The 12581-nt window shown below is 42.7% G+C and carries 8 protein-coding genes; 3 read left to right on the top strand and 5 right to left on the bottom strand.

The window, feature by feature from the left end:
• Nucleotides 1–307: 307 nt before the first annotated feature.
• The 3 genes from AC1DCV_RS18090 to AC1DCV_RS18080 all read right to left on the bottom strand — a co-directional run bounded on the left by AC1DCV_RS18090 (nt 308) and on the right by AC1DCV_RS18080 (nt 2692).
• A complete protein-coding gene (locus AC1DCV_RS18090; protein ID WP_477024470.1) occupies nt 308–547 on the bottom strand; it encodes a nuclear transport factor 2 family protein in 240 nt (79 codons plus the stop codon).
• Nucleotides 548–907: 360 nt separating this feature from the next.
• The gene (locus AC1DCV_RS18085; RefSeq protein WP_477024465.1) at nt 908–1324 is read right to left on the bottom strand and encodes a hypothetical protein; all 417 of its coding nucleotides are present in this window, start codon (nt 1322–1324) and stop codon (nt 908–910) included.
• A 15-nt stretch (nt 1325–1339) separates the two neighbouring features.
• A complete protein-coding gene (locus AC1DCV_RS18080; RefSeq protein ID WP_477024464.1) occupies nt 1340–2692 on the bottom strand; it encodes a hypothetical protein in 1353 nt (450 codons plus the stop codon).
• A 135-nt stretch (nt 2693–2827) separates the two neighbouring features.
• On the opposite strand from AC1DCV_RS18080, the gene AC1DCV_RS18075 reads away from it, so the two are divergent.
• From AC1DCV_RS18075 to AC1DCV_RS18065, 3 genes are all read left to right on the top strand, one after another.
• A complete protein-coding gene (locus tag AC1DCV_RS18075; RefSeq protein WP_477024463.1) occupies nt 2828–3397 on the top strand; it encodes a Crp/Fnr family transcriptional regulator in 570 nt (189 codons plus the stop codon).
• 679 nt (nt 3398–4076) lie between these two features.
• Nucleotides 4077–5825 (top strand): hypothetical protein, encoded by a 1749-nt coding sequence (locus AC1DCV_RS18070; protein WP_477024462.1) that lies wholly within the window; start codon nt 4077–4079, stop codon nt 5823–5825.
• Between the two features lie 17 nt (nt 5826–5842).
• The gene (locus AC1DCV_RS18065) at nt 5843–6451 is read left to right on the top strand and encodes a mechanosensitive ion channel family protein (protein ID WP_477024461.1); all 609 of its coding nucleotides are present in this window, start codon (nt 5843–5845) and stop codon (nt 6449–6451) included.
• A 516-nt stretch (nt 6452–6967) separates the two neighbouring features.
• Here the strand turns inward: AC1DCV_RS18065 and AC1DCV_RS18060 are convergent.
• On the bottom strand, nt 6968–8674 hold the full coding sequence (locus tag AC1DCV_RS18060) for a RagB/SusD family nutrient uptake outer membrane protein (RefSeq protein ID WP_477024460.1): 1707 nt from the start codon (nt 8672–8674) through the stop codon (nt 6968–6970).
• Nucleotides 8675–8699: 25 nt separating this feature from the next.
• Nucleotides 8700–11825, bottom strand: a complete 3126-nt coding sequence (locus AC1DCV_RS18055) for a SusC/RagA family TonB-linked outer membrane protein (RefSeq protein WP_477024459.1) — start codon at nt 11823–11825, stop codon at nt 8700–8702.
• Nucleotides 11826–12581 lie beyond the last annotated feature (756 nt).

The following is a 12581-nucleotide window of genomic DNA, read 5'->3' as shown; positions in this document are numbered from 1 at the left end:
TATAGATTCATTCCCCTTTTCTACGGCGATGATTGCAGCTAACTTTTGCTTTAAGCTGTATTTTATCCTTTTATTCATAAAAAATGCCCCCAAGAAGTGTCTAACTTTTGGGGGGCACTACACTACGGCGGGTTTTGTATTTTTACGTTATGATTTATTCTATAAAAGCCGGGAGAGGGGCTTTGTGTGTTACATAGCTTCTAAAGAACGAACTATTTTTACTAAAATAAAACAAATTTCTAAGTCAATAGCCCAACTATTTATGAGGTGTTTGCTACAGACCGATAACTTTTTATTCAACGACCTCTCACAGTAATTCCTGTCGATAGGAGACCTTATCCACGATCAACCATTTCCCGTCTAACTTTATCAGGTTAAACCGATCAATGAACCGAAAGGTGGCAAAAGTTAATTGCACGTGGGCAGAGCCAGTGTCTCCATCCCAGGCATATGAAAGAAGTTCGGGTTGGCATTCCTGTAATGTTGCTTCGGCAACCAGGTCCAGATATTGCGGTAACGTCCACTGAACTAAGTGATGACATCCTATGCCAAAAGTTTGCAGGGCTAAAAAAGCTACTCCKTTACAGGTAGCCTCGTACCTTATTCGGCGATATCCTGTAGGGGGCTTGAAAGACTGGAACCTCTGGAATCTGACAGTATCCGTATGTTTATTATGCTCTTTAATAACAACTTTTGTTTGCTGGTGCGACGTTTTTTCATTTAAACGAGGTTTGGGTAATAACCCCGATTCCCGCGGGCGGAAAGATCATTGATGCGGTCCGCCCGCAGGCATAAGGTTGTGTGGGTTAACAAAAAGAAAATTAAAATCMCTTGTGGAGGTACCTGCAAAGGGGGAACGCCTCTTACATCAAACGCAATAAGGCAACTACGGTTTTAAATCGGAGAACTATTTGAGGTGATTAGAATTTATTTTCTCTTTAAAATCATCTAAGATTGATTGCCATTGCTCTTGATCACTTTCGTTTATATAATAAAACATGCCATCCAATTCGCATAGGAAATAGCCATATCMACTTACTATAAATTTTTCTTTTTTACCACTTTTAAACTCTACTACCAGTAAATATTGGTCCATCCAGGTGGTAAGTGTTCTATTTTTACAAGTTGATCTCTGCAAAATAGAAGCGGCATTATTTAGTCTGACATGCTTGAGATGTTCAATCTCAGTCCACTGCATTCTTTCCGGAGCTTTGCCTCTTGGTATTTCATAGAAATCAAAGTTTTTCGCAGTCGTCCAGTCGACACATGGCTTACTTTGGAAGGTATTAACGAGCGCAAATAATAGAGCAACAATAATATTCATAAGGTTTGTTTTTGCTTATTTACAAGGAGTTGTATTGGGTGATGATTTACCACCGGTTACATTTTTATTCTTTATATCATTTGACTTAAAAAGCCTTAAGTCCTGGCCTAAGTCAGCAGGGTCAGCTCCTTTCCCTAAGGGCCACTCCCCAATTGTTTTTGGAATATTTTTTCCAGCGGCATTTAGCGCATTAATGGCGATGGATGAACAATTATTCCAATTGAGGTTATAGTTAGACTTTGCCTGGCTGACAAAGCTATCCATAATGATTTTGAACTGAGCAGCAGTAACCTTCAATGTTATTGAAACATCATAATCATTATTTGAGTTATCAACTACAACGCCTTTTGTATTGGGATTAATCGGAGTAACATTCGTAGAAGGATAAAACCCAATTGTCCGGCTAACTAGATTAACACCACCTCCATATTGACTAAAGCCCATAAAAGTATGACCTACAGTTAATCGGGTGCTGAGGTCTAAAGAATTTGGTATGTAATTTCCATATTGATCAGATACCAGTATTCTTGTATCCGGAATTGGCTGTTTGACATATAGCGTAACTTCATAGGTAGAAGTTGAATTGATTGAAAAACAGCCAAAATATTTAGTGACATCGGCTATTGTTTTGCCTACGGGTGGAGCATATACAAAGGGGACATACTTCAATTTGTTGATAGCACCATAATTAAATCCAGACGATCCGCCAGGATCATCACCTGATGAATTATTGGGCGTGCCTGCTTCGTCACCAGGTAGGACTAGGCATTGCACTGTTGTATAGTTATAGGTGCATCCTAAGTCAATTCCCGCATATCGACCACAGGTATACCAATCTGTTTCAGAACAATTGACTTCGAATCTTCTACTGGCAGGGTTCATAGCTTTAAAAAAGTCGACTTTCGTAAAATAGGTTTTTCTTCCATCAGATAGGTAACTGTTATTTAGGCGGCCACTTTCATCAAAAACAAATAATGAAAGACCATTTTTAAGGTTGCCGTTTCCCCATGTCATTACCAGTTGAAAGTAAATTAAGCCATCTTTATCTCTTCTGAAAATTAAATGTTGATCAATTCCCGGAGGATATTTGTGGTCATAGATCTGCACCATTTTTCTCTGGCAAATGCCGAGGTTTACTATCAGGCATGATTCACCACTTATAGTCATTTCATAACTTTTTCCCCAATCGATTTCCCCTGGTAAAGAGTCAACCAAGTGGTAGCTATTGTTGTTTTTAAATTCACTATACTTTTTCAAGTATAACGCTTTAGCCTCTGAGTGGCTGATTTTGTTGTTAAAGGTGGAATCAAATTTTTTGCACCCAAAGACGAAGAGTACCATAATAAGGTATGTAGTAATAGTTTTCATGAGGGAAATGATTTTATCGGATTAAATTAAATTTTTTCCTCGAGAAGAATATTCACATATGTTAAATATGTATATTCGCTTAGTTATCAATGTGTTTAGAGTCCAATTTTGTAAGGAATCAAAACTATCCTCAGAATGTCCAATCCACTATTTCAAATTATCGCCAAGATTGGTCCGATTTCACCGGAATTGGAATTGCATCTTACTAAAAAGCTTTTGTATAAAAGCTTTACTAAAAAGCATATTATACTCAATCAGGGGCAGGTTTGTAATTACCTTTATTTTGTGGCAAAAGGATTATTGAGGGCGTACTATGAGAGGAATGGTGAAGATACCTCCAATTGGTTCATGATGGAGAACGATTTCGTTATCTCGGTGAATTCCTTTTATCAACGGAGTCCAAGTGCTGAGTCAATAGAAGTATTGGAGGATTGTGAGCTTATTTGTATTCACTATGATGATTTAATGGAAATTTATGAGCAACACAAGGAGTTTAATATTATTGGTCGGAAGTTAACTGAGATTTACTATTGTAAAAGTGAGGAGCGGATACAGTCACTCAGAGGGCATCAGGCCGCTGAAAAATACGAGTTTCTATTGGTGAATTATCCCGAAATTGTCCATAGAGTCAACGTTGGATATCTTGCTTCATATCTTGGTATAACATTACAAACCCTGTCAAGAATTAGAGGAATAATGAGATAGCTGTCTGCGGTTCCTGACACTATAATAAAAACTGTTGATCATTCCCAAACGCGAAAGCATGGTGGAGGAGATTAAATAAGAGATGGCTGTATGCTAAAGGAAGGAGTGTTAGCGATATCGAAAAACAGATAAAGGATATTTACAGATTTGATGTTTCTGCCACCGCGATCAGATATAATGGATTAACAAGCCCCCATCATTATAGTGAACATTACCTTTTCATTATGTTGACTATGCCGAGCCTATACTTCGCACCCGCTAAGCACATATAGAAGTACCGCAGTAGAGGTGGACTTGAGGTGGACTTGATGTGGACTTGATGCGGGGGGAGTTATAGCCAGAATCGGCTATAGCAGAGCATCTATAGCAGGCTGTAGCTGAGAAAAGAGATATACTGTTCAAAGGAAGCAGGTATTAAAGGGTTTATTCATCAAAATATCTCCCGGAGTCAAGGTCGCTTTATTCCGGTTGGATGACAGATGGATAAGCCTGGATTGAAGATTATCTAAAACTAATGGGATGAGTATTGAATAATATTCAAAGATAATAATTGAAAAAATATCATTATGTTTGTACCCCTTTTAATTGCTCCCCATAACCCGTCACTTTTTTTAATGCTTGTTTAACTTTCCCGTCAGGGCGTATGTTTTCTGAATGGGGCATTATTTCCTATACACACATGACAAAATCAATGCATGGTACATGCACGAGGAAGATACCAGTATTACTTGTATTCCTGTGCAGTTTTAATTTTTTTGGAAACACGGTTAGCGCACAATCCACAAAAGACACCGTTGCTGCAGCTATGCCCGGTCCGGTGAAGCTGAGCGCCGACAGTCTGTTGATACGGATGGAAGAGCTCCACAACACCCTGAACCGCATCAATGATATCTCCTCCCGGGGATTTGATACGCGCGGTATGGAGGGCGAACTCCCTGAAATAAAATCCAATCTGCAAACCATTGAAGATAACCTGAAGCTATACAATAAAGTTTTAAATATCCGCAACCTGCAAATGTTCCACGTATTACTGGCCGATATGCGGGAACATCTGGATGACTGGCGCTCCCGGTTGTTCGACTACAACAAGGAACTGGTGAGGATGAATGCAGAGATGGTGGCCTTTACCAGGGACTCCTTTGTAAAGCAAATCAAAGCAGACACTACTTTCCGGAATTTTTACCTGCCTGAATTAAAAGAATTAAAAGGTAAATGGGATGAGGCACAGAAAGCCACCAAACAGCATTTGGATAAGATTACCGTATTGCAGGCGGGTATTTCCGGCAGTTATTTTAAAGCGCTGGAACTGGAGAATAAGGTCAATGAACAGTTACGGATTTTCAGTGTCAAATCTTTCGGGAAAGAATATAATTACCTGTGGGAGGATAAAATCCGTACTGATTCTTCCGCTGCTACGCTGAGCCAGCAATCTTCCAAATCATTTGAAGGACTAGGGAAAATACTGAATTATTATACCCGCACACATGCTGATACCTGGTTTTGGATGTTGTTGATAGGGCTGGTATTTTTTTTCCGGGTAAATAAACAATTCAGAAGAATCAAAAAGGCTGGCAGAGGTGAATTGCTGCAACCGCCCTATATAAAGTATCTGCGGGCGCTCCCTGTTTCAGGCACACTGGTGATCATTCTTAATATCGCCTCTTTCTTTGACCTGCATGCACCGTCGGCTTATATAGATTCGTTACAGTCCTTTTTACTGTTTTTACTGACCATCTTGTTCTGGCGCAAGTGGGAGCGTCGGATGTTTGTATACTGGATCGCCATTTTTGTATTATACCTGCTAACAACGGGAACGGCAGCAGTTGTTGTACCTGATGTGCGTGTCCGGATATGGATGCTGGTACTGAATGGTTTGTCCGTAGTAACCGGTTTCTTTATTTATTTCCGCATTTACAAAAATTTAGCTGCCGGAAAGCTGGTTAGAATTGTGTCTATGATTTTCATTATTTTGAATGTACTGGCGGCGCTGTTCAACCTGTATGGCCGTTTAAGTATAGCGCAGGTATATAGCACTGCTGCGATCGCCGGTTTATTGCAGATCATTGGCCTAACAGTGTTTATGCAGATCATGGAAGAAGCCTTTTACCTCCAGATGCAGAACAGCCGGATAGCAGGTGGCATTACTGCGCGGTTTGATTTTGAAAAGGTACGCCCGGGGCTACACAAAGTGCTGTTAGTACTAATGGTGGTATTATGGCTGATGGTGTTTACCACCAATCTGAATATCTACAATGAATTATATAGTGGTATCAGCAGCCTGATCACCGCACCCAGAAATATTGGCAATACTTCTTTTACGCTGGGCAATATTCTGTTGTTCTTTGTGATTCTGTTGGTGTCCAATCTTTTCCAGAAGTATATCGGTTATTTTTTGGAGAGACAGATGAAGACCTGGTGGGTGAAGTAAAAGAGAAAAGTACCCGATTGCTACTGTTACGCCTGCTGGTGCTGGTAGCCGGCTTTCTGATTGCCATTGCGGCTTCCGGTTTACCTATAGATAAGATTACCGTGGTACTTGGTGCCCTGGGCGTAGGTATTGGTTTGGGATTACAGAATATTGTGAACAACCTCGTTTCTGGCGTGATCCTCATCTTTGAACGTCCGCTGAAGATTGGCGACTTTGTAGAAGTAGCCGGACAGAAAGGCCGGGTAAAAGACATAGGCATCCGATCCAGCAGAATGGTGACCACAGAAGGCGCAGAAGTCATCGTACCTAATGGTGATCTGTTATCTTCCAAACTGATTAACTGGACACTCAGCAATAATCATATACGAACAGAACTCTTATTCACCATTGCTCCTTCCGCAGCGTTGCCGCTGGCGAAAAAAATTATCCTGGAAGAGGTATCTGGTTCGGATGCCATTATCGGCAAAGTAGCGCCTGAATTACTGGTGAAGAGTATTAATGATAGCAGTGTAGCGCTGAAGCTACAGGTATGGATTCAGAATGTTCACCAGGACGAGGCATTTAAGAGCCGTATGTTACAACAGATCTATCAACGGTTAAAGGATAATGAGATCACGATGTCGTAACAGGTAATAAAATGGTGTTGCCAGGGAAACTACTTTTAAGCCTTCATGGAAACCTCAGGGTTTACCTCTCTCTGAATCAGTTGTGGGAATAGGGTTGCAATGCAGAGGCCAGCATGATCCAAAAGTCCATGAATCACGAATCTTTTGGTGGCTTTGGCCATCATTGGTTAGTGCAGCGATTTGGATCTTTCCTAATTGCAGTTTTTTCTGATTTTCCTTTTTCATATATTATTTATTTAGAATTGAGGGTTTTCGGGTCAACGGTATTTTTCGCAAACTGATCGCACTATAAAACTCGACGGAAACAAAGTTATAATAGGAAAATGAATTGACACGACAGCAGTAATTAAATAGTAAGCATTATTTTAAATAACTTTTTATTGGGAGTGTCTGCCGCTTTCGGCTTTCGGAATATAAGGGTAAGCTACATCAAATATATCTGAAAGGATACAAAAAAGGATACACTAACTTTTTAAATTAAGTGTATCCTTTTGTAGATCGATGAAGCGTATATTTCTAATATCCCTTATTCTGTTCCAATACAGCTCCGGTATTTTGTGTTATTTCAGTAGTTGGTATCGGCCAGAGGTTATGGTATGCTTCAATTGTGAGGCCCGACTTCGGATTGTATCTTTTATCACGATCGTACAGCAGCCCTAGCCGGGTAAGCGTTACCGCGCGGAACTCTTCCATGTACAATTCCCGCAGGCGTTCATCCAGGATGTAATCCATATTCATTTCTGCAACGGAGGCCGGAGTGGTTTGTGCCCTGTTCCGCAACACATTGATATCATCTGTCGCCTTCTGTTTTTCGTTTTTCCCGAGATAGGCTTCCGCCCTTAACAGATAGGTTTCTGCCAGACGGGCCATATATTTCTGCATAAACAACCGGGAGGCGCCATTCAACAAAAGTCCACCGAACGGATTGGTTACATTGGTGAGAACTGCCGGACCGGCAGCAGACACGAAGTCGCCAGCCGAGGGAGACGTTTTCCTGATAACCGGATAAAAGTTACGGATGGTATCTCTGAAGTCCGCCGGTTGTACTTTGTCCTTATAACCATCTTTTACATACCATTTACCGTAATCAGGAGAAGTAGCAGGTACGCCGGATATCCGGATATCCCTGACGATATTATAGGAAGAATTGCGGATATCACCGGGCGTCCATATCTCGTAGAAAAAGTGGGAGGTAGGCCGTATCCATCCAATGCCATTGGAAGAAACGCTGTCCACGAACTTGGCATTGAAAAGGATAGACATCTTGGTTTTAGTGGTGGACTCCACAATTCTGACGCCGGTTAAACTGGGAACTACTGCCCAGGCGGTTTGATCGCCTACAGATGCAGAGTTGTTCAGCGTGGTTTGTAACACCAGCAGTCCTTCATGATTGCCGGTGCTATAGTTCTGATTGTTGTATTCAAACAAATCCCGATAGGCATCGCCCGGCAAATTGGCCCTTTTGCCAAACCGGCCGGTCACCAGCGATAAGCCGGGAAAGTTGATCACCCCTGATGCAGTTGTAATGGCGCCATCATAATCCTTTAAAGAGATGAGCACTTCTGTGAGGACATGTTGGGCGATTTGTTTGTTCACCGTACCATCAGGTACCTGGTTAATGTCGGACAATAAGGTGATAGCCTGTTGCAGATCTTTTTTGCATTGTTGGTATACTGCGTCTCTGCTGGCGCGTACATAATCATACCGGGGACCTGAAAGTTCATTCAATTCAATCGGTACGCCACCGAACAGGTTGCCCAGTATGTTGTACGAATAGGCTCTGAAGAACAATGCCTGGCCGAGGAAACTTTTTTTATCGGCATCACTCAGTTGAGTGGATTTATTTAGCTGGCTGATGATCAGGTTGGCATTGGTGATGATCTTGTAATATGCCGTCCAGATACCCTGCGGAATAAAATAGCTGGGCACCATGGTAGCCTTATAGGCATTTAACTTTGCGGCCGGATCATAATCAGTAGCGTTATAAGCAAAGTCGGTGGCGTAGTACATACCGAAATAGGTATCCAGGTTGATATTACCCATGTAAATGTTCCTGACACCGTTGTACAGGTTGTTGGTAGCCTGTTGGTACTGAGTAGATGTTTGCAGCGAATTTTCTGGTGTATAGATAGATAGCGGATCTTCATCCAGAAAGCTCTTGCTGCAGGAAGAAAATGCTGTACTGATGCCAAGCAGGTATATGATGATGAATCTTTTTTTCATGTCTTAAAGTTTACGGGTGAAAGCATTAAAATGTCACGTTTACGCCCAGTGAAAAGCTCTTCATCACGGGGTAGCCATTTTGATCCAGGCCCAGGCCTCCAGGTATTCTCAATCCAAGTGAGGACCGCTGACTGGCCGGAGGATTGGATTCCGGGTCCCATCCGTCCCATTTGGTGATGGTCAGAAGGTTTTGTGCATTCACATATATACTCGCCGCCTTCACTACTTTTAACCGGCTTAATATCCCTTCCGGCAGCATGTAGGTAAGGGTAACGTCCTGGAGACGGATAAAGCTCCGGGATGTATAAGGACCAAAATTTTCCCCCAGCGTGGCTACATAGGCAGCGATGCTCCTGTAGCGGGAGTTGGGGTTGTTGGGTGTCCAGTAGTCGTATACAAAGCCGTTGTTGTTCCGGATATTATCCGGATTCAACAGCATGATACCAGGTGCTCCCAGGTATCCGTTTTTGCCACCCTGAATAGTATTGATAAAGAATTTTAACTGGAATGCTTTGTATTGGAAGCTGTTGGAAATACCCAGACTGTAGGAGGGATCCAGTCTTCCCAGTATCTGTTTATCTGCCGGCGTGATTTGTCCGTCACCGTTTCTGTCGTCAATTTTATATTGACCGGCTTTGAAGCCCTGTGCGGCAAGGCTGGCAGGCACTTGTTCTCCCAGCTGGTACATACCGGTGATTTTATAGTCGTACACCACACCGTATGGCTGACCGATGAAGTAGCTTAAGATAGGATCGGCGCCATTGATCAGGTCATTTTTTGTGCCGTCTATATCCAGTACTTTATTCCGGTTCCGGAAGAAATTAGCCGTTACTTCCCATTTGAAATTTTTGTTACTAACTGGTACACCTGTGATGTTCAGCTCTTGTCCTCTGTTCTGAATTTTCCCGATATTAATCAGGAAGCTGTTGAAGCCGGTGACGGTAGGAGTGGCCCTCGAATTCAGGAGGTTTTCTGAGTTGGAGAAATACAAGTCAACTGAACCGAAAAGCCGGTTGTTGAAAAAGGAGAAGTCCACGCCGGTGTTAAAGGAATGGGTGGTTTCCCAGCGCAGGCCGGAATTGGGTAATTGATTTAGATAAGTGCCCAGTTGTGCGCCGCCTGAGCTGCCGTATAAATAACCATTTGCTAATCCAACGCTMATCTGGGAAAGTGTTTGGTATCTGCCCACGGTCCTGTTACCGGTAGAACCGTAAGACAGTCTTAACTTCAGGTCATCGATAAAGCCAACAGATTTAAGAAATTGTTCTTCTTTTACACGCCATGCAAAAGCAATAGATGGGAATGTGGCCCATTTGTTCTGGGCGGAGAAGCCGGAGAAACCATCCCTTCTGACGGTACCTGTTAAGATGTATTTTTTGTCGAACGAATAGGAGAGCCTGGCCATCTGGTAAAGTGCCTGTTCCTGCCAGGGCAGTGTAGCCAGATCGTTTGACACGGTAAGCCGCGCGGGATCTCCCACATCGAGTCTGTTATAGGATAGCACCCCATTGGTGATACCGCCGGCGGAGGTGCTGGTTCCATCGTGTATGTTTTTCTCTGCACCATACAATAAGGTCAGGTCCACACCGTGTTTTCCAAAGTCCCTTTTATAGGTAAGGATATTATCCAGTGTCAGAAAGTAATCCGTCATGTAGGTTTTATAGGCAGTAGCTTCAACAGAAGGGGCATTATAATTAAACCGGTTGGTGTAGATATAATTGTTCCCGAAGTTGACACGATAGTTCAGTCCTTTCACATGCGGGATGTCCACGCTGACGAAGAAATTTCCTATTATGTTCAGGTTCCGGTCGAAGTCCCTGGATCTTTTGAGTACTTCTAACGCGGTGGGTGTAGTTGTTTGCGCATAAAACTCCAGCATTTGACCGGTTTTTGGATCAAATGGCAGGTTAAATGGCTTCAGTTGCATGATGTCGGAAAAAGTGGGAGAAACACCGCTGTAATCATTAATGGAGAGTCCTGTTTGAGCGCCTACTGTGAGCCAGTCGGCAGGTTTGGCTTCCACGTTGAGCCGTATACTGTTTCTTCTGTAATTATCATTTTTAATGAGATTCAACTGGTCAAAATAGCCATAGCCCAGGTAGAACCGGATCTTCTTTGACCGTCCGCTGAGACCAATGTTATGGTTCTGGATTCTGGGGCTGCTATTGGTCATTAAGTCCCACCAGTTGGCTTCATAACCGTTTTTGTAATTGTCGCCTTCGATGCCGGGCATTTTCGTAGTAGGGTCCCAGTTAGGATTCATCTTCGTCATGTCGTTTGGGTCGCGGCTTTCAGACAGGTACCAATCTCCCAGTTTCTGTATATACTGGGCTCCGGATGCCGGTCTCATACTTTTTTTGGTCATCTCCTGTATGGAATAGGAGCCACTGTAATCGACGGTGAGTTTATCGATACCGCTTGCGCCGCTTTTGGTGGTGATCAGCACCACTCCATTTGATGCCTGGGAGCCATATACAGCCGCAGCACTGGCATCTTTCAAAAGGTCGATGCTGGCGATGTCGGAGGGATTGATGGAGGTGAGTGATCCTCTGTAGATCAGCCCATCTACTACAATCAAGGGAGAAGTGGTACCGGAAATGGAGTTCCGGCCCCGCACCATCAATGTAGGATCACTGCCTGCTTTTGTAACCTGGCCTACCGTCAGACCGGGAACTGTACCTCTCAATGAAGACATGACGTTTGCATTGGGAGACTGTTTTTGTAGCTGGAGGTCCGCTTTAGCTACTGCACCGGTGACATCCTGTCTTTTCCTGGTGCCGTATCCGATGACCACCACGCTACTCAGTTCACTTACTGTTGAGGATAATGCAAATAATAGCGTTGAATTATGGCCCGGAACAATTTTATATCCTGTAAATGATTTTGCATCATAGCCAATCATGCTCACGTTGAAGGCGTAGCTGGCCGCCGGTAAATTTTTAAATGCGAATTTTCCGATGCTGTCGGAGATGGCGATATTCACGCGTTTGCCGTTGGCTGAAGCTTCAACGGTGGCGCCGGGAAGTGGTGTTCCTCCCTGATCGGTGACGATACCGTTCACACTGCCGGTATTATTTTGCCCGTAAGACCGGGCAAATACAGCGCAAAGAATCAGTGTGATCGCAATGCTTGTTTTCACTATTCCTCTCATAGAACGATTTTTTGGGTGTTTGCTATCAGGACATAAAGTGGTGTAAGGCGGTAGCAGCAGCTACCTGAATTTGCTGTTGTTTTACAGCGTTCTGCAGTTTTTTTCATAATGTGGTTTTTTAACGTGAATAGATGTTGGCCGTGGTTTTATGCAAACGTTTGCATCTTTATATAAAAAAATTAATACCGCTGGTTCAAAAGTTGATAATTTATTCGTCTGGTCATGACATGATGCGTTGTTTTTTTATTGCTGTGATGTCAGCATGCCATTCAACCACAGTCCTGGTTGTTTGTGCATGCATCGTTATGGCTGATAATGGCAATCCTGTGATACAAGTATTTTGTCTGAATGCCGAATTTGTAGGTTGTATCATCGCCCGCATTTTTATAGAGCAGTATCAGGAAGTTATAGAATAAATGATATCGCTGGTGGCAAATTTCCATCACAGGTAAAATAATACCAGCAATTGCTTAATTTATATTCAAATCGTTTGTGAAAACAAGATGTAGTTACCGGAATATTATGGCATCAAAGTAAGAGGGGAAATTCAAAGGGGGAATTTTTTACCATATAAATAAAGTGGTTCGCTTATCTCCAATTGCGATCTATTTGTAGATAGTCCTTTTGTTTTTATGTTTTCTTCAACTTATCTAAATGGAGTGAATAATGCGCACCATGTAGTTGTGCGTGTTGTCTCCGAATTGGCGACTCTTTAACAAGTGTTTTACTAACTTCGCCGCTGATTTTATCATCCTT

It is taken from the genome of Chitinophaga sp. 10T418, assembly GCF_056394125.1.
Note: the sequence above shows the minus strand (reverse complement) of the source record. Positions and strands in the feature narration are given on the sequence as shown.

What these genes read in the sequence shown, in the direction of transcription:
- AC1DCV_RS18075 (WP_477024463.1), top strand. Translation starts at nt 2,828, where the DNA reads ATGTCCAATCCACTATTTCAAATTATCGCCAAGATTGGTCCGATTTCA.
- AC1DCV_RS18070 (WP_477024462.1), top strand. Translation starts at nt 4,077, where the DNA reads ATGACAAAATCAATGCATGGTACATGCACGAGGAAGATACCAGTATTA.
- AC1DCV_RS18060 (WP_477024460.1), bottom strand. Translation starts at nt 8,674, where the DNA reads ATGAAAAAAAGATTCATCATCATATACCTGCTTGGCATCAGTACAGCA.
- AC1DCV_RS18080 (WP_477024464.1), bottom strand. Translation starts at nt 2,692, where the DNA reads ATGAAAACTATTACTACATACCTTATTATGGTACTCTTCGTCTTTGGG.